Origin of the sequence: Microcystis sp. M015S2, from assembly GCF_020245945.1 — a bacterium.
GTDB lineage: Bacteria > Cyanobacteriota > Cyanobacteriia > Cyanobacteriales > Microcystaceae > Microcystis.
In genome coordinates, this window is record NZ_JADBTX010000048.1 from 54,486 (window position 1) to 77,527 (window position 23,042).

Consider the following 23,042-nt stretch of genomic DNA (forward strand, 5'->3'; position numbering starts at 1 on the left):
TTGTTAACTGAGATAATTCTCGGTGCATTCTGCCTGGGGCTACTGCTGTCTCAGGCTGTTGCCTTTTTTATCCTTCTTTCCCGTCTGCTAAAAGGGGCGCGTCGTCGTCCTCCCCTGACTCCCCAACCCCCCACCCCGGAGATGTTAGGGACAGTAAGCGTGATTGTGCCGACGTTAAACGAAGTGGCCAGGATTGACGGTTGTTTACGGGGATTGAGTCAACAGAGTTACGAAGTGCGAGAAATTCTGATTGTCGATAGCAATTCCCAAGATGGTACGCGGGAAAAAGTCAAAGAGATAGCGGCAAAAGACCCCCGCTTTCGCCTGAAAACCGATTATCCTTTGCCTCCCGATTGGGTAGGTCGTCCCTGGGCGTTACACAATGGTTTTTTGTTTAGTTCTCCTAAAAGTGACTGGATTTTGGGCATTGATGCCGATACCCAACCCCAAGCAAATTTAGTCGCTAGTTTAGTTAAAGCTGCGATCGCAGAAGGTTACGATTTAGTTTCCCTGTCGCCGCAATTTATCCTCTCCTATCCGGGAGAATGGTGGTTACAGCCAGCTTTATTGATGACTTTGCTCTATCGCTTTGATGCGGCCGGAGTGCGCGGGCAAGATCCCGAACGAGTCATGGCCAATGGTCAATGTTTTCTCTGCCGGCGGTCAGTTTTAGCGGCTTTAGACGGTTATAGCGGGGCAAAAGGTTCTTTTTGCGATGATGTCACCCTGGCCCGTCTAGCGGCGACGAAAGGCTATCGGGTGGGATTTCTCGATGGGGCGAAGTTGATTCGCGTGCGGATGTACGAAGGACTTAAGGAAACTTGGCGCGAATGGGGCAGATCTCTTGACCTCAAAGATGCCTCCTATCAGGGGCAATTATGGGGCGATTTAGCTTTATTAGCTCTTACTCAGGGATTACCGATAATTATCACCCCTTTACTGCTCACAGCTTTGATTTTTGGCTACGATTTCCTCAGTTTACAAATTGTCTTGACTTTAAACCTGCTGCTGTTATTGATTCGTTTTGCCCTTTTATTGGCTGTTTCTCCTAGCTACTATCGCGGCGAAAAAGTCAATCTATCTTCGGGATTATTTTGGCTATCTCCCCTCGCGGATCCGCTGGCAGTTATTCGCATTTTTATCTCTGCTTTTACCCGTCCCCAAAGTTGGCGCGGTCGATTGTATTAAAAATATGGCTCTCTTAGGTTTGGTGGGTAAAATGGATTCTAAGATACAGTCCTGTTGGCGAGGGAGTGGAAGGAACCACAAAGACACAGAGGACACAAAGATCGATCCTATGTAAGTTAAACTTATCACACAGAACCTAGAAGAGCCGATAAATTAGGCTTTTAGTCATCACCTAAAATCATGGCTTCGACTTCCTGTTTAGCTTTTTCTAGGTCGTCTTTCGCTTGTTGTTGGAGTTGTTTGGCTTGATTCCGAATGGCGGTGATATGCTCACTAATTTCAATTTGTTTTTCAAGTGGTGGCAGAGGAATTAAAATATTTTTTAACTCCTCTTGTGTAATAGCAGGATAATTGCCACCACTACTTCTTTGCTCCATTTGTTTTAAAGAAATTGATTGCCGAAGAGCATAAAACAGGAAATCTTTATTTAAATTTTTGTTTATAATTTGTCGAATGATTGCAAAGCCAGTAGATGCTATGAATAAATTGTCTCCTTGATCTATTTTGACAATAGCTCCTCTATTAGGACGGGTTGTAGAAATCAAAATATCACCACCTCTTACTATCATTCTTGCTCTACTTGGTGCATCTTCAATTTCAATCATACTAATATTTTGAATCTCACCAAGAGAAACATTTATTTCGCCAATTTCAATATAGGGAAATTTTTCAACAAAAATACTTTTTTGATCCCAAGCCTCATAAGAAAATTTAACAATGTGACCTAACTTATCATGTGATAATTTCTTGATTGTAGAAAATAAAAAAATATGTTCAGGTTTATAAAAACTAGGATCAAACCTATCGCCTGATACTTCGCTTAAATTACGGATAAAAATTCGGTTTTGAATAGTGTTTTCTTCGGGTTCTGGTAACTCAATCCCCAACTCCCCTAACAGATAATCATCAATACTATCTAGTAATCGCTGTGCCTCTAATTCTTTTTGTTTTTTCTTTGCCACAGCATCCTGAATTTTTTCATATATTCTTTGATCACTGATAACAGGAATGGAAAATAAAGCAGGATAATCTAAAGCAGGACGAGTACCACCCGTTGCTCTTTTTGAAGCAAGTTTTTCTACTGTATCTAAGTTTAAAAAAGCCGCTAAATTCTCGCTAATTTCCTTAGAAACAGTACGAATAACAACAATATGCTGATTTATATTACCTTCAAAATTTTGGGGGACAACAGAGGCAATAGCCATCCTTCCAACGCCAGTAATTTTTACTAATAAATCTCCTTCTCTTATTTGACTTCTTTTTAATAAGCTTTCGTGAATTTCCCTAGAGATATAAACTAAATCAGTTTGATCTAGCTCTCCTGTCACTGATAAATTTTGCACACGCACAAATGGAATGCCATTCTCAGCATCAGAATAATAACTATTTTCGCTTTTACTGGGAGTAGCTCCACTTGAATGATACTTAGAAAAGTGCCGTAAACGATATTGAGTTTTTGCTTTAACTTTTTTATCTAATTTAACAAGCTCAGGAATATAACAAAATGGATCAAGCCGTTTTTCTAGTTCCTTTGAATTTACTAAAAATACCTTATTTTTATCCACATCAAGACCTAAAAAAAAACCATCCTTACCTGACTCTATCGACTCAATAAACCGCGCAAGCTCCCGACCAATAAAATCTAACTCATTATTATTAGTCGGTTTACCCGTTGCATCATAACCAATATCTTCAGCAATTGCCATAAAAATCGGATAATCTTCGATTACCTTTTGCTTTTCTTCCCCATACTGATCACTCAAAGACTCCTTTAATGCCTCAATTTGGTCATTATATTCCGCCGTAACCGACTTTTTCCACTCCTTATAAAGCTCCGAATCCGTCAACGCTTTACCGGACAAATTTTGAGCATTATCAAAACCTCGTAACTCCTTTAAATGCCGCTTCTTATTATTTTCAATCTTATCCAATAACTTTAAATAATCATTACTTTGCTTTATTTGATCCTGTAAAGCCAGTTTAGCCTGTTGAATACTTTCCGTTACTGCTTGCGAATGCTTCTTCAAAAATAAAACCGAACTTTTAACCCCCGCTCCCGTTGCCGAAAAAGCCGTCTGAGGCATGGAAACCACCGCCACAATGCGATATTTTTCCTCGATTCCATCCCTCACATACTGCAAACTTGAATTAGTCAAAATACCATCAGGAACCACCATCGCTAAATAGCCACCTTCCTTTAAAAAATTATGACATTGCTCAAGAAATAAAACTTCTGTACTTTGGCTGTCCCGCTCCGTTGTCCTACTTTTAGGATTTAACCAATCTACCGCCTTCATCGCAAAGCTATATTGGGATATATAAGCCTGTTCCGTTTGTTTAATAACCGAACCAAAAGGCGGATTAGTAATAACAAAATCAAAGCGATTATATGTAAAGCCTTTATTTTCTGTCCGTTTAATTAAATCTTCGCTATCGCGTAAACCATCCGCTGCAATCACATTGGTATGACCATCATCATGGATAATCATATTCATTTTGGCAACCCGGGCAATCTGTTCATTAATTTCAATGCCAAACAAATTACTCTGAGCAAAATTATGCCAATGCTGATAATGTTTGTTATATTCTTTCAGATTCGTTTGATAATTGGGATAATATTCATTCGCTTCTTTACGAACCTTATCTAAGGCATGAAGCAGAAAACCACCGCTTCCACAAGAGGTATCTAAAACAAGAGAACTATGCTGGATTGGTAGCACATCTACAATAAACTTAACAATTGGTCGAGGTGTAAAATACTGCCCAAAATCTCCGCGGAAAAATGACCCCATAAACGTCTCAAAAGCGCGACCCTTACTATCTAAGTCTGTTTCGCCTAAATTAATACTTTCCAAATAACCCACCACCGTCCGCAACTTCTCTGGACTTAAGCGAATATCATCCTTAAAAACTTCTGCATCTGCTCGACGACCTTCTTCATATAAAGCCTTAATGCGCTCACTTAATTGCTTATTTTCCCGTTGCTTTCTTTCCTCCTCTTTTTCATTAGCTTTAGGAGCAACACTAAAGATCTGAAAATCGTAGGGTTCCCCTACCTTGCGAGCTTTCTTTTCATCCCAAATTTTACAAAAAATTAGCTTATCTAACTCGTCAAAAGCTTCCGAGGGATTCAACTCTCCCCCTCCCCATAACGATTGATGAGCCTGCTTAAAACGACGGGTTAACTCATCCTCTGTAACGACTGTTAACTCAAATAACTTTTGTCCATTAGAAATACCACCACCTTTAGCATATTTAAAACGCGCTAATGTTTCCACTCCCGCTTGTGGAATATCAGTGATAGTAATTCTTTCCTTTGGCTTTTCTGTTGGTACTTGATAATATTCATCTTTAATCCCGGAAGTTATCCAAACATATTTCGCTCCTTCCGCCACCGCATAACTAAAACCCTGCTCTACTGCCTGAGTAAATTCTAATTCTGAAACCTCTTGTTTTTTACATTCAACAACGATATGAGGCGATTTATGCCCATCATCATTATAAACAATAATATCCGCTTCTTTGGTCGATGATCCCATTACTACAGGAACAAATAACCGAATCCGCTTTTGAGCATAACCATAGGTCAAAATTAATTTTAAAAAAGTCTCAGCTTGTACCTGTTCTTCAGGATTGCTATAATTTCGCTTTTTATTTTGATTAATATAGGTAATATATTTCTGCTCATCATCTAACTTAATTAAGCCTTTTTTGATTCCTTCTTGAATTAAACTCATAAGCGTCTGATGGCCGATTCATCTACTGAGATAAATATCAGGTGTATTAGGCTGCCCTAACACACCCAGAAAAGATTTTAGGGAAAATTAACCGACTACACAGAGAATATCCGATGCGTGACTGGCGGTATTCACTTTGTCATCCACATGGCTAATTTTGCCTTCTCCATCGATGATATAGGTGACGCGCTTAGAATAACCACCACCATCGACATCATAAGCTTTGGTGATAGCACCATCGGTATCTACGAGCAATTGGAAGGGTAGGCCGTATTTTTCTTTAAATTGTGCATGGGAACCCTGGTCATCCCTGCTCACCCCGAAGACTACTATTTCCTTGTCTTGGTATTCTTGGTAGTTATCCCGGAAGCTTTGCGCTTGCTTGGTGCAGCCGGGGGTATCATCTTTGGGATAGAAGTATAAAACTACGACTTTACCTTGAAAATCCGACAGGGAAACGGTTTTTCCAGTATCGTCGGTGGTGGTAAAGTTCGGTGCGATTGTTCCAACGGTTAAAGCCATAACTCCGATTCCTTTACAAAAGTTAATCTATATCGATCATAAGGGATTAGGGTCAAAAACAGGGAGAGGGGAGAAGAAGTCAGAGCATTTGTACTAAATTTTCCCGATCAGTTTAAATACAGTACAGCTTAGAAGACGAACAACAAACCTTTAGAATTTGTCTTAGGATAATATTTGTCAGCTAAGAGGGGGATAATATGGGGCCATTCTGGTTAAAAGTGAGAACTTTTGGGCAAAATATCTTAATCGGTTTAGTTTTAGTGCTATTAATCGGTTTTTATGACAGCATCAGCGCTAAATCTACCTCATTAATGATTGTTTATCCTCCCGATAATCATCAAACCACGGCATCGAGAATCTTTTTTATTGGCTCTGCTCCTCCATCGGGTCAAGTTTTGCTCAATAATCAACCGATTCAACGCAGTGCTAAAGGATATTTTGCCCCTAGTTTTCCCCTAGAAGTTGGCGAAAATAATTTCACTATTCGCTATCAAAACCAAACTATTAATCGTCAAATAATTCGTCGAGATACTCAAGCAATTATTCCCCAAGAATTAGCTTTTGCTGATAACTCTCTCAGTCCTTCTGTCCATAGGACGAGGTTAGTGGGGGAATGGATTTGTTTTAGTGCGATTGCTACCCCCCAAGCTCAGGTTTCTGTGCAGTTAGGAGATAAAATCTTACCTCTTTTACCCCAAACTCAAACTACAAAACTGCCTAGTAATGCCGCAGTTTTAACTAATCTTAATCAAGCGAATTCCGAGGATAAAACTGGTTACTATCGAGGTTGTCAGCAGTTTAAGCAAGAGGCTAACTTAGGAAAACCTATTTTTACAGCACAATTAAATAATCGATCGATTAGCCAACAAAGTCAAGGAGAAATTAACATTATTAGCGATCAAAATTTACCAGTGATTGAAATTATAGCTGCGGAAGGGGTAGCGCGCACGGGGCCGGGTAGTGATTATTCCCGTTTAACTCCTTTACCCCAAGGTACGAAAGCGAGAGTCACTGGGAAAGAAGGGGATTGGTTACGCTTAGATTATGGTGGTTGGATTTTAGAGCGAGAAACCCGTTTAATAGTTAATGAAGTCCTAGATAATGCTAATATTCGTGGTCTCTCTTCTCGCAGTATCAATCAAGCAACGGAAATTATTTTCCCCCTCTCCCATCCTGTACCCATCGCCGTGAGACAAGAGGATGATAAATTTATTTTGACTCTTTATAATACCATTGCCCAAACCGATACAATTTTTCTAGTGGATAATCCTTTAGTTAGACGTTTAGATTGGCGACAAATTAACCCGACCACGATAGAATACACTTTTAATCTTAATCAAAAACAACAGTGGGGTTATAGTCTTCGTTACCAGGGGACAAATTTAATCTTAACCCTGCGTCATCCTCCGGGAAAAAGTGCTAATTTACAGGGCAAAGTTATTTTATTAGATCCCGGACACGGAGGTAAAGAAACCGGTGCTGTCGGTCCTACGGGTTACACAGAAAAAGAGATTAATTTGCTTATGTCTAAATTAATTAAACGGGAGTTAGAAAAATTGGGGGCAACAGTTTATTTAACCAGAGAAACGGACATCGACTTATCCCTACCAGCACGAGTAGAGATGATTAATAATCTGCAACCAACCCTAGCACTATCGGTTCACTATAATGCTTTACCCGATGATGGAGATGCCTTAAATACTAAAGGAATTGGCATATTTTGGTATCATCCCCAGGCAGCGGATTTATCGGTTTTTCTCCACGATTATTTAACCAAAAATCTTAACCGTCCTTCCTATGGAGTATTTTGGAATAATTTAGCTTTAACTCGTCCCTATAGTAGTCCTTCATTGTTATTAGAGTTAGGATTTATGAGTAATCCTCAAGAATTTGAATGGATTACCGATACTCAGGCACAAAAACAATTAGCGCAAGTTTTAGCCGCCGGAATTAGCCAATGGTTTCAACAATCTGGGGTAATTGCTTCTAGTTAAGATTTAATGGCAATCCGAGGGAGATAAGCTTAAATCTTTATGAAAAACCAAGCCCTAGCTGGAAAGCCGGTGATAGGATTTTCTGGAGTCTTTATTGTAATCTGAGGAAATTCAATCAAGTTCATGGAAAAAATGTTACCAGTGAACAGCCATCGGACAAAATAACTGCTAGATTACAAGGTATAGCCGATCACTCCCTAGTAAATATTTAAACAGCGATCGCTCTGGGACAAAAATCTCTGGATTAGCCAACAAATAAAGATAGTTTACTGAAAATTTGCCAACAATTCACGCCCTTATAGACAACTTAATCGCTGCCCCCCTTATTAAGGGGGGATTAAGGGGGGATCAAAACCCCCTTATTAAGGGGGGATTAAGGGGGGATCAAAACCACCTTATTAAGGGGGGATTAAGGGGGGATCAAAACCACCTCAAGGTTGGGGTAGTCCAATTAAATCCCACTCCTATTATTATTCTTCATATACCCATGACTAACTCTTTATATATCAGCACGACAGCAACGGGAAGCGGTAAAGCGTTAGTAGCTTTAGGAATTATTGACTTAATTCTCCGCAAAACTAATAAAGTTGCTTTTTTCCAGCCAATTGTTCTCGACTGTTCCGAAGGTCATCGGGACGAAGACATTGACTTAATCCTCAATTATTTTAAATTAGAACAAACCTACGAAGAAGCCTTCGGTTTATGTTACGAAGAAGTTAAGGATTTATTGGTACAACAAAAATTTGATGAAATCATCGAAAGAATTATCAAAAAGTTTAAAAACTTAGAAAAAAAATATGATTTTATCCTCTGTGAAGGTTCCGATTATCTGCAAGAAAATTCCGCCTTTGAATTTGAACTAAATACAGAAATAGCCAAAAATCTCGGCCATCCCATCTTAATATTAGGTAATGCCCACCATCGCAGTATCGAAGATGTCCTTAGTCCGATCCTGATTTCCTGCGACACCTACCAAGATAAAGGTTGTACGGTAATCGGGATTATTATCAATCAAGCAGAAGCGGAAAAAATAGACGAATTACGGAAAACCCTGACTAAAATTTTTCCTCCCCAAGAATATGCCCTAGGAGTGATTCCCCACAATGCCAAACTTAGCAGCCCGCGAGTGGCAGAAATCGCCCAACAATTACAGGCAAAAGTTCTCTACGGACAGCACAGATTAGATAGTTTAGCTAGTAACTTTCTGGTGGTGGCCATGCAGATGCAAAATGCCCTAGAGCGGCTAAAAGAAGATAGTTTAATTATCACTCCTTGGGATCGTGGCGATGTGATTATCGGGATGTTACAGGCCCACCAGTCGGCCAATTATCCCCAATTAGCCGGTATAGTCTTAACAGCAGGTCATAGTCTCAATCCTTCGATCGCCCGTTTAATTGAAGGTTTGCCCGATCCCTTACCGATTCTCTCCGTCACCACCGATACCTACACCACGGCCGAACGCATCCACCAAGTGCGGACCACCCTGACCTCGACGGACTACGATAAAATTAACCTCAGTCTGCAGCTTTTTTACGGTAACATCAATCTCGATCACCTAGAAGCGCAAATTCGCACTGTGCGGACGCAGGGGATTACCCCGAAGATGTTCACCTATAATCTCGTACAACAGGCCAAAGCGCAAAAACGTCACATCGTTTTGGCCGAGGGGAATGAACCGCGCATCCTCCAGGCAGCCACAGTTTTAATCAAACAGGATATCGTCGATTTAACCCTCTTGGGACAACCAGACGAGATCGCAATGGTGATTAAAAAACATGGTATCACTCTCGATCTCGATCGCCTGCAAATTATTAACCCCGTGGCTAGTCCCCATTTGGAAAGCTATGTGCAGACCCTCTACGAAGCGAGAAAAGCCAAGGGAATGAATCTCGATATGGCCTGGGATTATGCACAGGATGTCTCCTATTTTGGCACTTTAATGGTGTATCGAGGCGATGCCGATGGTATGGTATCGGGGGCAGTGCATACCACTCAACACACGATTAGGCCTGCACTCCAGATTATCAAAACTAAGCCCGATTGTGCGATCGTCTCCTCGGTCTTTTTTATGTGTCTAGAGGATCGAGTCTTGGTTTATGGGGATTGTGCGGTGAATACCGACCCTAGTGCCGAGGAATTAGCCGAAATCGCCCTATCTTCTGCCGAAACCGCCCAAAAATTCGGAATTGAGCCGCGAATCGCCCTGCTTTCCTATTCTTCGGGTCAATCGGGCCAGGGAGAAGACGTGGAAAAAGTACGACAAGCGACCAAAATCGCTAGGGAAAAACGCCCCGATTTGAAGCTAGAAGGGCCAATTCAGTACGATGCGGCGGTAGATAAGGAAGTAGCCGCCCAAAAAATGCCAGGGTCAGAGGTGGCGGGCCAAGCAACGGTGTTTATTTTTCCTGACCTGAATACAGGTAATAATACTTATAAAGCCGTGCAGCGGGAAACGAAAGCTTTAGCCATTGGTCCAATCCTACAGGGATTAAAAAAACCCGTCAATGATCTCAGTCGCGGTTGTACCGTTCTCGATATTATCAATACGGTGGTAATCACGGCCATTCAATCCCAATCTTTTTGAGTTATAGTTATTTCAGAACAGAGAGAGAGTTTACCAATTTTTACCTTGATCGATATTTCCCAAAAACTAGCAATACTTACAAAAACATTATCGGTATTTTCAAGACTATCTCGCAGCGAAACAGGCAAAATCGGGTAATCCTCAGCTAACCAGATAAAGACATGAGTATCTATTAAAGCACTCCTCATTACCTATAGTCCTCAAAGTCTTCTAAGGGAGCATCAAAGTCATTAGCTAAAGGTAAAACGAAAGTTCCTTTTATTGAACCAGCTAAAGTTCTTTTAACAGTTACAGATTCTTTTGCTGCTTGTTTATTTTCTTCTGTTTGGTCAGACTTATAGCGGTAAGCGCTTGAGTGAGATACAGACCAAGCCTTGCCTAGCATGGTTTATAGCTCGTGACACTGTACTTCATACGACTGCACACCGCTATAGTGAGCAAATATTCGGCATAATGTAAAAGTTCAGTTTTGAGAGCATCGGGCATATTCTCAACTATATTCTTAAGGGCTGAATCTATACTCATAATGGCTCACTTTTAGTTAAATTAATGAATATTTAGGGAAAGTAGCGATAAAATTCACGTCGGTGTAGGAGCCGCATTACCTCAATGTTATTATCAACAACGGCTATTCCTAATCGATATTCACCAAGCCGTATTCGGTAGCGATTGGTAGCTCCCTTCATTGGCTTGACATTACCAATATCCTGCAATGATTTGGCATTGGGTAAATCTCTAAAAGCAAGCTGTAAAATTTGCTCATAAACAGGCTGGTTTTTCAATGCCTTCAAATCTTTGAGAAATCTTTTTCGATATTGAACCTTCAAGGTAAATCTATTCCTCCAAATAAGCCAGTGCCTCTTCGATATCTAATAGTGGACTCTGCTGTGCCTCATCCATTGCTTGGTTAAGGCAGTAGTCTTCTATTGCTTCGGTGAACTCTTCACAAGACATATCTTCTTGGGGAAATACTTGTCTCCATAGTTCAATCGGAATAACAACGGCTTTGGGTTGTCCGTTTTGGTCAGTTAGGTATTCTATTGAAAGCATAAACAAGACTTGTCAAGTTTGATAAGTCTATGATATAGCACTACGCGATTACATTAGAAAACGGGTTTCTTTGAGAAACCCGTTTTCTGGAGCTTGTTATGCTTATTTCCTCCCGACCAGGCCGAAGCGGGAATCAAAACTATAATTAGAATGATTAAACCCCAACCATAACCCCGCCTCGATAACCGATAACCGATCGCTAAACATGGATCCATCTTTCGCCCTTACTCTGCAAATTGTCATCACTGTGGTGGCGGGGATTACAGCCCAAGTCATTGCCGAATACCTGAAAGTTCCCAGTATTGTTTTCCTGCTTATTTTTGGGATTGCTTTAGGGTCCGATGGTTGGGAAATTCTACAGCCCCAAAGTCTGGGAATTGGCTTAGAAGTCCTTGTTGCCCTCTCTGTGGCGATTATCCTATTTGAAGGCGGTTTAAGCCTAAGCGGACGGGAATTAGGGCGAGTTTCTGGCAGTTTACGCAACCTTGTCACCCTCGGTACTTCCATCACTCTCATCGGTGGCGGTATGGCAGCCCACTGGTTGGGGGAATTTCCCTGGCCGATCGCATTTCTTTACGCTTCTTTAGTGGTAGTAACCGGTCCGACGGTGATCGGGCCTTTGCTGAAGCAAATCGCCGTAGATCGGCGAGTAGCGACGCTTTTGGAAGGGGAAGGGGTATTAATCGACCCTGTGGGCGCAATTTTAGCCGTAGTGGTGCTAAATACGATTATTGATAGTCATGCCCGCCCCATGGAAATTATCACTGGTTTAACCCTGCGTTTAGGCATCGGGGCGGCGATCGGCATTGCTGGAGGCGGATTGTTAAGTTTTATTATAAAAACTTGCAATTTTCTGACTTTTGAGTTAAAGAATCTCGTGGTTTTAGCGGGAGTCTGGGGGTTATTTGGTTTATCGCAATTTAGTCGCAGTGAATCGGGGTTAATGGCGGTGGTAATGGCGGGAATTGTGCTAAAAGCGGCGGCTGTTCCCGATGAGCGGTTATTAAGGCGTTTTAAGGGTCAATTAACCACTCTTTGCGTGTCGGTACTGTTTATTTTACTAGCGGCGGATCTTTCGATCGCCAGTGTCATCGCTTTGGGTTGGGGCAGCGTCCTGACTGTGTTAGTCTTGATGCTGGTGGTGCGTCCCCTGAGTGTGGCTCTGTGTACCCTAAAAAGTGATCTAAATTGGCGACATAAGTTATTTATCGCTTGGGTTGCCCCTAGGGGAATCGTTTCCGCCTCTGTAGCTTCTTTATTTGCTATTTTACTCACCCGTGCCGGTATTAATGGCGGTGAAGCGATCAAAGCTTTAGTCTTTTTAACAATTTTAATGACCGTTTTTATTCAGGGATTAACGGCGCGGTGGGTGGCAAAAGGGCTAAAAATCACTTCTTCTGCGGCAACAGGAGCAGTAATCGTCGGTTGTAATCCCCTAGGTCGCTTAATCGGTTCTTTATTCCAAGAACAAGGGGAAAACGTGGTTTTAATCGATACGGATGCCGGGGCCTGTCAGCAAGCGGCAGCCGACGGTTTGACGGTGCTGCAGAGTAGCGCACTTGATACAAAAATACTGCAACAAGCGGGAATCGAATCCATGGGAACTTTTCTGGTTTTGACTAATAATAGCGAGGTTAATCTGGTTTTAGCCCAGAGAGCCGGCGAGGAGTTTCATCCTCCCCGGGTGTTGGCTGCCTTTGCGGGAACCCCCAACCCAGATAAAAATAAGGTTAATCAGGTTTTTCTCCCCAGTTTTTCGGTCAAGGAATGGAATCAGTATTTAGACGATAATCAGATTAAATTGGGTAAAACTATCTTTAAAGGCAATGATTTGAGCGAACAACAAACCAGATTAACTAAATTAATTGAAAATGGCGAACTGCTGCCCCTACTATTGCGTCGCGATAATTCCCTACAGGTAGTAACAGAAAGGGAAGAATGGCGCAAAGGAGACGAATTAATCTATATTCTGCGCGATTTACGCCCGCAACTGCTTAAACGTCTTTCCGGCACTGTCAGAACTCGTTTATCTTTAGAAATCTTACCCGAAGTGGAAATTGCCACCAGTAGATAACTTGAGACTGTTCTCTACTATTCAGTGGATTTAACGGGTTCAGGGCTTAAAATAAGCAACTGCCGACCGACGCTAGATTTAGCGACACCTAGCAGTACGGGATGTTCAGTTTTGGGGGCATCTTGGGGTAAAGCACGAAAAAGGTACAGCCATCCCCCTCTTTCCAGTAATAATCGCCAGACGCGATCTTGCTCCGTATCGGTTAGGTTGCGCTGTTGAATAATGCGGGCTAAATTAGGATCGCCAATGAGACTCTGCTGATCTTCGGGCGTTAGGGCTTCAAAAAGGGGCTGATTGGGGTCAAGATCCCCTGCTTCTTTACCTAAAATGAGCAGTTCCTTGGCACTAATCAGGGTGACAACGGGGAGAGTAGAAGTGGGATTCACCGCATCTCGACGGGCATCCTTTAAACCTTGATCCCGGGCAAGATGGAAGATGAGTAAGAGAATCCAACTCAGGAGAATCAGTTCTGAGACGAGAGGAAGGGTTAACTGACGCTGAAAGCGGGGACGAGGAGCATAGGGTATTTTTCGGCGATTGCGTTGGTTTTGTCTTTTCAGTTGCCAATTTTTTAGTCTAGTGAGCCACTGTTGATATTGCCAGTGAAGGAAAGCAAGACAAAGGGTGGAAAGCTGAAAAAGTATAGGAATCAGAAGGGCAATAATGAGGGTGTTAGCAATACTTTGAGGCGTACCAAAGAAGACTTGAAGAGGGAGTAATAAGAAGGATTCAACCGGAAAATCGAGGCTGGTGATACCGAGTTGGTAATAGGCAAAGTATGCCCAACGATAGACCCAACCTGTATAGTACAATCCCGCACCAATGAGACCGGCGGCACTGGCAAGATTGAGGAGAATCGTCGGGGGAGAAGGAGTCGTCACAGGGGGCTACTAACGCTAAAAAAGAACGCTAAAATTAAAGTTATTATAGATGATCATTGTAGGGCGAGTTATGGTCAGACGTTTGGAAATTATATCTGGTATAGCTTTAGTTTTTTGGGGATTTTTGACTGTTTCTAGTATCGCTCAAGCACCCACCCTCGAAGCGGCTTTACCACGATTAGCAAATATTACGTTACAAAATGGCAGAGATTATAAGGGGGTGACGTTAACTCGGTTTGATCGCCCTCAGCGTCGGATTTCTTTTAAGCAAGGGGGTAAGGAGTTTGATCTACCCATTGCCCAAGTGACACAATTAACCTTAGAGGGAGAAACCATCATCAGTATTGCCGAAAACCCGATAATTGTGATTCAGGGAGAGGACAAGCGATGTGGTTCGGTTTATGCTGTACCGCGCCGTTTTGAGCATTTGAGTTTGGTGGAAAAGCAAAAGCGTAAGCAGGTAGAGATTAACTTATCAGATTTGCCTCCAGAGATGCAAAGAGAGTTAACTCAGAAAGGGGCTTATGGTTATGTCTTGAAACAGTTAGAATTTGCTAATGGCGAGTTAAAAGCGGCAGGAGTGTTGCGTTGTCGGGCAAATTAATCACCAAAATTATGTCAATAAAAATCAGTATCAGGATTTTTAGGATTAAAGGATTAACAGGATTAGGTGACTTGTGAAGAGTCTATAATTAAAGGATAAAAAGACTATAATATCCATCCTGAAAATCCTCCAATCCCCTAAATCCTGAGATCAGGATGTTTAGGATTAAGGGATTAACAGGATTAGGTGACTTGTGAAGAGTCTATAATTAAAGGATAAAAAGACTATAATATCCATCCTGAAAATCCTCCAATCCCCTAAATCCTGAGATCAGGATTTTTAGGATTAAAGGATTAACAGGATTAGGTGACTTGTGAAAAGTCTATAATTAAAGGATGCAGGGAATAGGACACCCACCCCCAACCCTATCCTGAAAATCCTCCAATCCCCTAAATCCTGATACTGGCATTATGGAATTAGACGAAATCACCTATAAAATTATTGGTTGTTGTATGAAAATCCATCGAACACTGGGGAATGGGTTTCAAGAAGTCATCTATCAAAGATGTCTCGATATTGAATTAGGAAAAACAGGATTAACCTTTGAAAGAGAAAAAGAACAACTTATCTTTTATGAAGGAATACAAGTCGGAACAAGACGCGCTGATTTTACCGTAGAAGGAAAAGTCATTGTCGAATTAAAAGCGGTAATTCGCCTAGAAGCTGTCCATCTTGCACAAGCAAAAAATTACGTCGTTGCTTATAATTTTCCCGTTGGTCTATTAATTAACTTTGGCGCAACGAGTTTAGAATACAAAAAGATATTTAATAATAGATAACAAATATCAGTATCAGGATTTAGAGGATTAAGGGATTAACAAGATTAGGTTATTGGCAAGGAGTACATAATTAAAGGATCATAAAGAACATTATATCTATCCTGAAAATCCTCAAATCCCCTCAATCCTGAGATCAGGATTTTTAGGATTAAGGGATTAACAGGATTAGGTGACTTGTGAAGAGTCTATAATTAAAGGATGCAGGGAATAGGACACCCACCCTCAACCCTATCCTGAGATCAGGATTTTTAGGATTAAGGGATTAACAGGATTAGGTGACTTGTGAAGAGTCTATAATTAAAGGATCATAAAGAATATTATATCTATCCTGAAAATCCTCAAATCCTCAAAATCCTGATACTGGCATTGAGGATTAAGGGATTAACAGGATTAGGTTATTGGCAAGGAGTAGATAATTAAAAGATACAGGGAATAAGACACCCACCCTCAACCCCATCCTGAAAATCCTCAAATCCTCAAAATCCTGATACTGGCATTGTTGAGATAATATAAGGAATCATTTGAGTCTGGCGAGGGGAAGCAATGAAGACAGGTTTAGGGATCTTACTCAGTCTAGGGCTAGTCGTAACAGCGCCGCATTTGACGGTTATGGCTTCCCCCCTATTGGTGCAGACGGATTTACGTCAAGAAGCAGATCGATTACTTCAAGAAGGTGCTGAATTGTTCCAGTCTGGAACATTACAAGGCTATCAGGGGGCATTAGGGAAGTGGCAACAGGCGTTAAAGCTTTATCAGCAACTCGATAGCAAATTAGAGCAAGCAGTCGTCCTCACCGGTTTAGGGCGTATCTATGATGATTTAGGAGAAAAACAAAAGGCTTTAGACTACTACCAACAGGCTTTACCCTTAAGTCAGGCAGTGGGCGATCACAGTGGAGAAGCCACTACTCTCAATAATATCGGGGGGGTCTATAGAAATTTAGGGGAGAAACAGAAGGCCTTGGACTACTTGCAACAGGCTTTACCCCTATGGCGGGCGGTGGGCAATCGCACAGGGGAAGCCATTACCCTCACTGGTATCGGTCTTATCTATGACAATTTAGGAGAAAAGCAAAAAGCTTTGGACTACTACCAACAGTCCTTACCTCTATCGCAGGCGGTTGGCGATCGCACGGGGGAAGCCACTACTCTCAGTAATATTGGTGCTGTCTATTCTGCTTTAGGGGAGAAACAGAAGGCATTAGACTACTTGCAACAGGCTTTACCCCTATCACGGGCAGTCGGCGATCGCTCACAGGAAGCCAATACCCTCTACAATATCGGGGCTGTCTATTCAGATTTAGGGGAGAAACAGAAGGCATTAGACTATTACCAACAGGCATTACCCTTATCGCGGGCAGTGGGCGATCGCTCACAGGAAGCCACTACTCTCAGTAATATCGGTCTTGTCTATCGGGATCAAGGAAAACCAGAAGTGGCGATTGACTCCCTAGAAAAATCCGCTAATCTGATTCTGGAGCTACGGCGGGGAGTTAGCCGTTCCTTGCGGGCAACTTTCCTAGAAAGTGAGCAAGGGACAAGCATCGCCTTAGTGGATCTGCTCATTCGCCAGAATTACCCTCAGAAAGCCTTTGAATGGGCAAATCTCAGCACCACTTTTGACCTCGTGGATTACGATCGCCTTGCGGGAACGGAAGGACAAGTCAAAAATCCTGTCGCCAATCAAGCTTATCAGGAGTGGAAAGCACAGGCACGGACACTGGAAGCCCGGCGCCAAGAATTACAAACCAACTTCAGCGACACCCTCTCCCGACAAGTCCGGCAACAAGAAGCCGCCCTCAGCGAACAAGCGGAAATCCTTGTGGAAAAATACCCCGAATTAGCCGATTTACTGGAAATTACCCCCACCGACCTCGCCCAACTGCAAGCCAATCTACCTGCTAATACCACCCTCCTCCAACCCGTCCTACTCACAGGGATAGATAACGTTGAACATACCGTTGCCCTCTTTATCCTCACCCGTACCACCCTTCAGGTTCAGCAAGTTCCCGTCCCTAAAGATCTTAATCAGCTTTTGCAACGCTACGCCAGCCAACTGGAAAGCGACCTAGAAATCGTCGATCGCGCCCTCAGTTCCCAACTCTATGACCTGCTGATTCGTCCCATTGAAGGCCAAATTGCCCCGAATCAAACCCTGGCCATCATTGCCACAGGCGCTTTGCAAAGAATCCCCTTTGAAACCCTCTACGACAGCCAAACCCAACAGTATCTCCTGCAAAAATATCCCATTCACTACCTCACCCGTCTGAGTAAAGTGCAGCCCCAACCCACGCCGAAAGTCAATAATCCTAGTGTCCTCGTCTTTGCTAATCCCCGTCCCACCCAAGTCGAATTAATCGGCACAGAAGCTCAAGCCGACTTTCTGCAAAAAACCTATGCCAACAGCCAAATCTACAAACACCAACAAGCCACCCTCGACGCCTTTTTAAGCCAATCGCCTCGGTTTCCTATTCTGCACTTAGGCACTCATGGTTGTTTCCGTCCAGAGGGGTGTCCTAGCCTAGGCATGAAAGCGAATACCCTACTGTTTGCCAACAAGAGAGAGTATGAACTCAAAGATGCCGTGAAACTGGGACTGCAAAACACCGAACTGATTACTATTGGCGCTTGTGAAACGGCGCGGGAAGTGGATGGAGTCGGTTTGGCGGGTTTGGCCTATGTTTGGGAAAGAGCGGGGGCCAAAACCACCCTCGCCAGTCTTTGGAATGCCACCGATTTTGTGCAATATTCCCAACAAAACAGCCCAGAATTGCCCACGGCGGCGATTTTAAATCAATTTTATACTAATTTACAACAGGGCATGACCAAAGCGGAAGCCCTCCGTCAAGCAAAACTCGCCCATATTGACCTTCATCCTTTCTTTTGGGCGGCGTTTATCCTGATTGGAGATGGTCAAGAGTTGGGAGCAAGTGGCAGGTAGCAGGGAGCAGGGGGATCGCCACCCCCTTATCAAGGGGGGCAGGGGGGATCAAAGACAAAATCTATTGGCTAAAAAAACGGTACACTGATAATTGATAACTGATCACTGATCACTGCTTATGCCTCCTCGTTGGCCCCGTCAACCCGATCGCAAAAACGATCCCGCTTTCCGACGTTTAGATGATCGCATGAATTTCGCCGTTCATGTGGCTGGTTTTTTAGCGATTAATTCAGGGTTGTGGTTCTTTCATATCATTAAATTCTCCGATTGGACTTGGTTGAATCTGTTCACGGGAATTTGGGCTATCCTATTGGTGGGACATTTGATTTATATAGCGGCGATCGCTAACTACTCGGTAACATCCCATGGCTAACACAACTCAGGACATCGAAAATCTGGCGGCCCAAATCGGCGACAATATCTACATTGACGTGGCTAAATGGCATCTCTATCTCCGGGAAGCACATTTACACAGCGTCGTTGCCGAAAAAGTCTTCCCTTTGCTCGAAAACGACAGCTTAAGCGAGAATGCAGTCATGTCTATCCTGCGGGAGATTAAAGTCACCCTCGGAGGTGGTCATCTGCAAGTTTCTCTAGCGGATTTGTTACCCACCAAATGTCAGGTGGATTTAATCGATTTGCTAGAAGAATACCAAAAAAGTTTCTAGAATTCCCCAATAGTATGCCCGATAACTCGCAACTATAGGGTTGGCTGAATAAATCTAAAAACATTGTCCGATAAGTACTGGTCCTTGGAGTGATCCGGGGGAAAATTCAGGGACTTTTCCCCTGAAAATGGCTAAAACCCCACACCCCACACCCCACACCCTACCCCCACCGAAAAACTTTTTCAGCATACCCTAGTTAGAAATAGTCCCCCAGAAGCAAACTATGGAAATAGGTGTTCCCAAAGAGATTAAAGATCAAGAGTTTCGCGTCGGTTTGAGTCCTAGTAGTGTGCGTGTACTCAATGATCGCGGTCACAGGGTATTTGTGGAAACGGCCGCCGGATTGGGTGCTGGATTCAGCAATGAGGATTACCAAAAAGCTGGGGCCAAAATTGTGGAAAAAGCGGCCCAAGTTTGGGATAAACCGCTAGTTGTCAAGGTAAAAGAGCCGCTTAAGGCAGAATACGGCTTTTTAAACAAGGAAGCTCTCCTATTCACCTATTTACACCTAGCGGCCGAGCGCTATTTAACGGAAGCATTAATCGAGTCGGGAACAACTGCGATCGCCTATGAAACGGTCGAGCTTGCCGATGGTCGCTTGCCTCTCTTAACTCCCATGAGTGTTATTGCCGGTCGTCTTTCGGTACAATTTGGGGCCCGCTATCTGGAAAAACAACAGGGAGGTAGGGGAGTTTTACTGGGGGGTTTCCCCGGGGTGAGTCCTGGACAAGTGGTTATCCTTGGCGGTGGTGTGGTGGGTACGGAAGCGGCCAGAATTGCCATCGGTATGGGGGCAAAAGTAACTATTTTAGATATTAACGTCGAGCGCTTGGCCTATTTAGAGACTTTATTCGGTTCCAGGGTAGAATTGCTTTATAGTAGCTCGGCACAATTAGAAAATGTGGTTCCTAAGGCCGATTTATTGATTGGGGCAGTGCTAGTCTTAGGAAAACGAGCGCCTACGCTGGTTTCTCGCTCTTTAGTCGCCAAAATGAACCCTGGTTCTGTAATTGTCGATGTGGCAGTGGACCAAGGCGGCTGCGTGGAAACTCTGCGGGCCACTTCCCACAGTCAACCGACTTACCTGGAGTCGGGAGTAGTACATTATGGAGTGCCTAATATGCCAGGAGCAGTCCCCTGGACGGCAACCCAAGCTTTAAATAATAGTACCCTACCCTACGTTATTAAATTAGCCGACCATGGGATAAAAGCTTTGGAGCAAGATGTTTCCCTCGCTAAGGGGTTAAATGTCGCCAATCATCGGTTAATTCATCCAGCAGTGCGCGAAGTTTTTCCCGATTTGATTTGAGCAGTAATTTCAGGGCTGATGGTGGTATTTTTTAGGGGCTATGACTAAGAATTTATGGACAAGGGATGAGCTGCTGATCGCTCTCAATTTATACTATAAATTTCCCTATGGACAATTCCACACCAATAATCCTGTTATTATCGAAGTCGCTCAAAAGTTACAGCGAACACCATCGGCCCTGGTGATGAAATTATGTAATTTTGGTTCTCTCGATCCCAGGCATCAATTGCGAGGAGTACAGGGGTTAAAAGGTATCAGTAAAGCTGATCGGCAAATCTGGCAGGAGTTCGAGGATAACTGGACAGAATTAGCCCTAGAAAGTGAGGAAAAATTACAAGTTCTTTTAGGAGTTATCAACGAACAGCAAGAGGATTTTACTAGACTTGATTTTTCGGAAAAGATCAAAACAGAAACCGAGGCAATCAGAAAAGTTAGAATCGGACAAAACTTTTTTAGAAAGACAATTTTAGCCCTATATAACTATCGTTGCTGTATTACAGGAAATCCCATTCCTCTGTTACTAACAGCTAGTCATATATTACCCTGGAGTCAATTTCCTGAACAGCGTTTAAACCCTCATAATGGCTTGTGCCTAGCTCGTACTCATGATACTGCTTTCGATCGAGGTTTAATTAGTTTCGATGAGGATTTAAGATTAATTATTGGCCATGAGATCGAAAAAAAGGCTCAGGATCAAGGTAGCGAGACGTTAGCACTAAATTTTATCAACTATCGCGGTAAAACTTTAAATGTTCCCGATCGCTTCTCACCAGATTTAGATTTTTTAAACTATCATCGCTATCATATATTTCAGGGCTAAAAATAGGATAAGGTAAATTAAATTCTCAATTACATTACTTTGTTTATAATTGAGTTTGTCTAAAACATTTTTGCAATTATGGAATTTAATGACTATCCTGTTCTCGTCAGCTTGTATGTAAAGTTTTATGTACGGATTCAACATTTCTGACCTATAACGTTGAAAGGCCGCGCTCCCAGTTGCTCTCTATATCTAAAAGTATCTTGCTCCGACAAACTCACCACCGCATTGAGTCTTTCGGCCAGGGCGATACAGTTCCGAAAATTTTCGGTGGCATAACATTGAACGTCAAGCTGATTGCACCGACCCCCTGTTACTAAATCTGCCTGAAATGGCTGAATGCTGCAAAAAATCGGTTTCCGGTACTGAAAATCTAGAGATTGGAACTCCCTCTCCGAATAATGGGCAAAAAAATGGTCATCGACTTGAATCCCATCCCCGTGACGCGCTTCATGGATCAGTTCAGCGACGCTCAGGGAACGGTACTGGGGCGACTGAACCCAGACCACCGGCATTAACTTGTACTCTCGCGCCTCCCGACTCACCCGCCTCTGTACCTCATCGGACACTCCCCGAAAATCCAGGAAGACCACCTTATAGTTTTGGCTTTGGATGTCTTTCATGACCTGGCCGAGGGTGTTAGTGGACGAATGAAACCGAATTTGAGGTTGAGAAAGCCAAGTTCCATTGGGAACTCCGGCGATCGCTAATCCTGGACAGAGGCATCCCCACAAAGTTGCCAGCCAAATTCCCATTTTCTGAGATGGTCGTCGGTGCTCCTTGGTCAATAGCCTATCCATCGTTCGCATCTTCCCTCCGATTTTTCCACTCCGCCCCCCATACTGTAATTCTCGATCCGCCCATTTCTCCATTTTTTTGATGACCTCGACCTCGATTCCTTCTTTCAAAACTATACCCATCAATCATTTGCTCTTTTTTTAAGTTTTTTACTTTTTTGTTAAGAAAGATTCCAACCGATATCGGCCTTACCTATGGTCAGTCCCTTGTTCAGTCCGATCAATTCTCCTCTCACTTAACGAATCGTTAAGTGAGCAAGTCAAACCGAGTTAACGGCCCGTTAGAGTTGGCCGTTCTCGATACTTTCTAACATTCGTTTGATAGCCCCATCGAGGGTTGCCGTACCGATGCGATTTTGGTATCGTAGCAGCCGCTCCCAAGTAGCCTGTTCTACTCTGACCGAAAATTTGGGTACAAGCCCCGCCCTCCGCTTAAATATGTATTGTCAACTTAAGAAATTTTGTGTTAAGATATTGATACTCGGTCGAGCAGTGTCAAGATGTTTGTACTAGAATACAAAGTTAAGCCAAAACCTAATCAGATAGAAGCCATTAACGAAGCAATACGGACAACCCAATTTGTTCGGAATAAAGTTCTGCGTTATTGGATGGATAATCGGGGTGTTGGCAAAACAGAGTTATTTCGGTACAACACAGCATTAAGGAAAGAGTTTAAATTTGTTGATGATTTAAACTCCCATGCTTGTCAGACTGCCGTAGAAAGAACCTTGCGGGCAATTACTCGGTTTTACGATAATTGCCAAAATAAAGTTAAAGGAAAGAAAGGCTACCCTAAGTTTAAAAAACATTCTCGTTCTGTTGAGTATAAAGTATCTGGATGGAAGCTATCAGCAAATAAACGTCATATTAGCTTTACAGACAAAAAAGGTATTGGTACTCTTAAACTGATTGGTTCTAGAGATATTAATTACTATCAACCAGACCAGATTAAAAGGGTAAGAATCCTTAATCGTGCCGATGGTTATTATGTGCAGTTTTGCCTTAAATTAGACCCCAGAGACACGGTTAAGCCTTTAACGCCTTCCCAGAAAACCACTGGGATTGATGTGGGATTAAAGTTTTTCTTAGTAGATA

General features: G+C 42.8%; 21 protein-coding genes. 12 read left to right on the forward strand and 9 right to left on the reverse strand.

Features of this window, described 5'->3' with window-relative positions:
- Window positions 1-1,188 (forward strand): 2'-O-glycosyltransferase CruG, encoded by a 1,188-nt coding sequence (gene cruG / locus IM473_RS09845; protein WP_287658134.1) that lies wholly within the window; start codon window positions 1-3, stop codon window positions 1,186-1,188.
- A 161-nt stretch (window positions 1,189-1,349) separates the two neighbouring features.
- Here the strand turns inward: cruG and IM473_RS09850 are convergent, their stop codons facing one another.
- Window positions 1,350-4,925: an N-6 DNA methylase gene (locus IM473_RS09850; RefSeq protein ID WP_287658133.1), complete on the reverse strand. Its 3,576-nt coding sequence runs from the start codon at window positions 4,923-4,925 to the stop codon at window positions 1,350-1,352.
- Window positions 4,926-5,012: 87 nt separating this feature from the next.
- Entirely contained in the window at window positions 5,013-5,447 is a 435-nt protein-coding gene (locus IM473_RS09855) for a peroxiredoxin (protein WP_287658132.1), read from the reverse strand.
- A 197-nt stretch (window positions 5,448-5,644) separates the two neighbouring features.
- Between IM473_RS09855 and IM473_RS09860 the strand changes: the two genes are divergently transcribed.
- Together IM473_RS09860 and pta are read left to right on the forward strand one after the other, a co-directional pair.
- On the forward strand, window positions 5,645-7,441 hold the full coding sequence (locus IM473_RS09860) for an N-acetylmuramoyl-L-alanine amidase family protein (protein WP_287658131.1): 1,797 nt from the start codon (window positions 5,645-5,647) through the stop codon (window positions 7,439-7,441).
- Between the two features lie 487 nt (window positions 7,442-7,928).
- A complete protein-coding gene (gene pta, locus IM473_RS09865) occupies window positions 7,929-10,025 on the forward strand; it encodes a phosphate acetyltransferase (RefSeq protein WP_287658130.1) in 2,097 nt (698 codons plus the stop codon).
- On the opposite strand, the gene IM473_RS22540 is transcribed toward pta, so the two are convergent.
- Genes IM473_RS22540 through IM473_RS09880 form a run of 5 tightly spaced genes read right to left on the reverse strand, consistent with a single transcriptional unit; the run spans window position 10,007 to window position 11,075 of the window.
- Window positions 10,007-10,213, reverse strand: coding sequence for a PIN domain-containing protein (locus tag IM473_RS22540; RefSeq protein ID WP_287658129.1), 207 nt, complete (start codon window positions 10,211-10,213; stop codon window positions 10,007-10,009). The genes pta and IM473_RS22540 overlap by 19 nt on opposite strands.
- Window positions 10,213-10,410 carry a DUF2281 domain-containing protein gene (locus IM473_RS09870; protein WP_287658128.1) on the reverse strand — a complete coding sequence of 66 codons (198 nt, stop codon included), beginning with the start codon at window positions 10,408-10,410 and terminating at the stop codon, window positions 10,213-10,215. The genes IM473_RS22540 and IM473_RS09870 overlap by 1 nt, the downstream gene beginning before the upstream one ends.
- A complete protein-coding gene (locus IM473_RS22545; protein WP_353845143.1) occupies window positions 10,404-10,550 on the reverse strand; it encodes a DUF2281 domain-containing protein in 147 nt (48 codons plus the stop codon). The genes IM473_RS09870 and IM473_RS22545 overlap by 7 nt, the downstream gene beginning before the upstream one ends.
- 32 nt (window positions 10,551-10,582) lie before the next feature.
- A complete protein-coding gene (locus tag IM473_RS09875; RefSeq protein WP_002792733.1) occupies window positions 10,583-10,852 on the reverse strand; it encodes a type II toxin-antitoxin system RelE family toxin in 270 nt (89 codons plus the stop codon).
- A gap of 7 nt (window positions 10,853-10,859) precedes the next feature.
- Window positions 10,860-11,075, reverse strand: coding sequence for a RelB antitoxin-like protein (locus IM473_RS09880; protein ID WP_002801839.1), 216 nt, complete (start codon window positions 11,073-11,075; stop codon window positions 10,860-10,862).
- A 205-nt stretch (window positions 11,076-11,280) separates the two neighbouring features.
- Between IM473_RS09880 and IM473_RS09885 the strand changes: the two genes are divergently transcribed.
- Window positions 11,281-13,149: a cation:proton antiporter gene (locus IM473_RS09885; protein ID WP_287658127.1), complete on the forward strand. Its 1,869-nt coding sequence runs from the start codon at window positions 11,281-11,283 to the stop codon at window positions 13,147-13,149.
- Between the two features lie 17 nt (window positions 13,150-13,166).
- Here IM473_RS09885 and IM473_RS09890 read toward each other — a convergent pair whose 3' ends face one another.
- On the reverse strand, window positions 13,167-14,030 hold the full coding sequence (locus tag IM473_RS09890) for a hypothetical protein (protein ID WP_110578273.1): 864 nt from the start codon (window positions 14,028-14,030) through the stop codon (window positions 13,167-13,169).
- A gap of 70 nt (window positions 14,031-14,100) precedes the next feature.
- On the opposite strand from IM473_RS09890, the gene IM473_RS09895 reads away from it, so the two are divergent.
- The 7 genes from IM473_RS09895 to IM473_RS09925 all read left to right on the forward strand — a co-directional run bounded on the left by IM473_RS09895 (window position 14,101) and on the right by IM473_RS09925 (window position 21,150).
- Window positions 14,101-14,634 (forward strand): hypothetical protein, encoded by a 534-nt coding sequence (locus IM473_RS09895; protein ID WP_287690425.1) that lies wholly within the window; start codon window positions 14,101-14,103, stop codon window positions 14,632-14,634.
- A gap of 410 nt (window positions 14,635-15,044) precedes the next feature.
- On the forward strand, window positions 15,045-15,413 hold the full coding sequence (locus IM473_RS09900) for a GxxExxY protein (protein WP_002736595.1): 369 nt from the start codon (window positions 15,045-15,047) through the stop codon (window positions 15,411-15,413).
- 543 nt (window positions 15,414-15,956) lie between these two features.
- Window positions 15,957-18,353 (forward strand): CHAT domain-containing protein, encoded by a 2,397-nt coding sequence (locus IM473_RS09905; protein WP_287658125.1) that lies wholly within the window; start codon window positions 15,957-15,959, stop codon window positions 18,351-18,353.
- Window positions 18,354-18,471: 118 nt separating this feature from the next.
- Window positions 18,472-18,726, forward strand: a complete 255-nt coding sequence (locus tag IM473_RS09910; protein ID WP_002761850.1) for a hypothetical protein — start codon at window positions 18,472-18,474, stop codon at window positions 18,724-18,726.
- A complete protein-coding gene (locus IM473_RS09915) occupies window positions 18,719-19,021 on the forward strand; it encodes a DUF3181 family protein (protein ID WP_079206097.1) in 303 nt (100 codons plus the stop codon). Before IM473_RS09910 ends, IM473_RS09915 begins: the two co-directional genes overlap by 8 nt.
- 223 nt (window positions 19,022-19,244) lie before the next feature.
- On the forward strand, window positions 19,245-20,330 hold the full coding sequence (gene ald / locus IM473_RS09920; RefSeq protein WP_287658124.1) for an alanine dehydrogenase: 1,086 nt from the start codon (window positions 19,245-19,247) through the stop codon (window positions 20,328-20,330).
- A 40-nt stretch (window positions 20,331-20,370) separates the two neighbouring features.
- Window positions 20,371-21,150, forward strand: coding sequence for an HNH endonuclease (locus tag IM473_RS09925; RefSeq protein WP_287658123.1), 780 nt, complete (start codon window positions 20,371-20,373; stop codon window positions 21,148-21,150).
- Between the two features lie 137 nt (window positions 21,151-21,287).
- Here IM473_RS09925 and IM473_RS09930 read toward each other — a convergent pair whose 3' ends face one another.
- Window positions 21,288-21,938 carry a hypothetical protein gene (locus IM473_RS09930; RefSeq protein WP_287658122.1) on the reverse strand — a complete coding sequence of 217 codons (651 nt, stop codon included), beginning with the start codon at window positions 21,936-21,938 and terminating at the stop codon, window positions 21,288-21,290.
- A gap of 509 nt (window positions 21,939-22,447) precedes the next feature.
- Here IM473_RS09930 and IM473_RS09935 point away from each other — a divergent pair.
- A partial coding sequence (locus IM473_RS09935) for an RNA-guided endonuclease InsQ/TnpB family protein (RefSeq protein WP_287690427.1) occupies window positions 22,448-23,042 on the forward strand: 595 nt, incomplete at its 3' end.

What these genes read in the sequence shown, in the direction of transcription:
- IM473_RS09905 (WP_287658125.1), top strand. Translation starts at nt 15,957, where the DNA reads ATGAAGACAGGTTTAGGGATCTTACTCAGTCTAGGGCTAGTCGTAACA.
- pta (WP_287658130.1), top strand. Translation starts at nt 7,929, where the DNA reads ATGACTAACTCTTTATATATCAGCACGACAGCAACGGGAAGCGGTAAA.
- IM473_RS09870 (WP_287658128.1), bottom strand. Translation starts at nt 10,410, where the DNA reads ATGCTAGGCAAGGCTTGGTCTGTATCTCACTCAAGCGCTTACCGCTAT.
- IM473_RS09880 (WP_002801839.1), bottom strand. Translation starts at nt 11,075, where the DNA reads ATGCTTTCAATAGAATACCTAACTGACCAAAACGGACAACCCAAAGCC.
- IM473_RS09915 (WP_079206097.1), top strand. Translation starts at nt 18,719, where the DNA reads ATGGCTAACACAACTCAGGACATCGAAAATCTGGCGGCCCAAATCGGC.
- ald (WP_287658124.1), top strand. Translation starts at nt 19,245, where the DNA reads ATGGAAATAGGTGTTCCCAAAGAGATTAAAGATCAAGAGTTTCGCGTC.
- IM473_RS09900 (WP_002736595.1), top strand. Translation starts at nt 15,045, where the DNA reads ATGGAATTAGACGAAATCACCTATAAAATTATTGGTTGTTGTATGAAA.
- IM473_RS09885 (WP_287658127.1), top strand. Translation starts at nt 11,281, where the DNA reads ATGGATCCATCTTTCGCCCTTACTCTGCAAATTGTCATCACTGTGGTG.
- IM473_RS09850 (WP_287658133.1), bottom strand. Translation starts at nt 4,925, where the DNA reads ATGAGTTTAATTCAAGAAGGAATCAAAAAAGGCTTAATTAAGTTAGAT.
- IM473_RS09860 (WP_287658131.1), top strand. Translation starts at nt 5,645, where the DNA reads ATGGGGCCATTCTGGTTAAAAGTGAGAACTTTTGGGCAAAATATCTTA.
- IM473_RS09910 (WP_002761850.1), top strand. Translation starts at nt 18,472, where the DNA reads ATGCCTCCTCGTTGGCCCCGTCAACCCGATCGCAAAAACGATCCCGCT.
- IM473_RS09925 (WP_287658123.1), top strand. Translation starts at nt 20,371, where the DNA reads ATGACTAAGAATTTATGGACAAGGGATGAGCTGCTGATCGCTCTCAAT.
- IM473_RS22540 (WP_287658129.1), bottom strand. Translation starts at nt 10,213, where the DNA reads ATGAGGAGTGCTTTAATAGATACTCATGTCTTTATCTGGTTAGCTGAG.
- IM473_RS22545 (WP_353845143.1), bottom strand. Translation starts at nt 10,550, where the DNA reads ATGAGTATAGATTCAGCCCTTAAGAATATAGTTGAGAATATGCCCGAT.
- IM473_RS09895 (WP_287690425.1), top strand. Translation starts at nt 14,101, where the DNA reads ATGGTCAGACGTTTGGAAATTATATCTGGTATAGCTTTAGTTTTTTGG.
- IM473_RS09855 (WP_287658132.1), bottom strand. Translation starts at nt 5,447, where the DNA reads ATGGCTTTAACCGTTGGAACAATCGCACCGAACTTTACCACCACCGAC.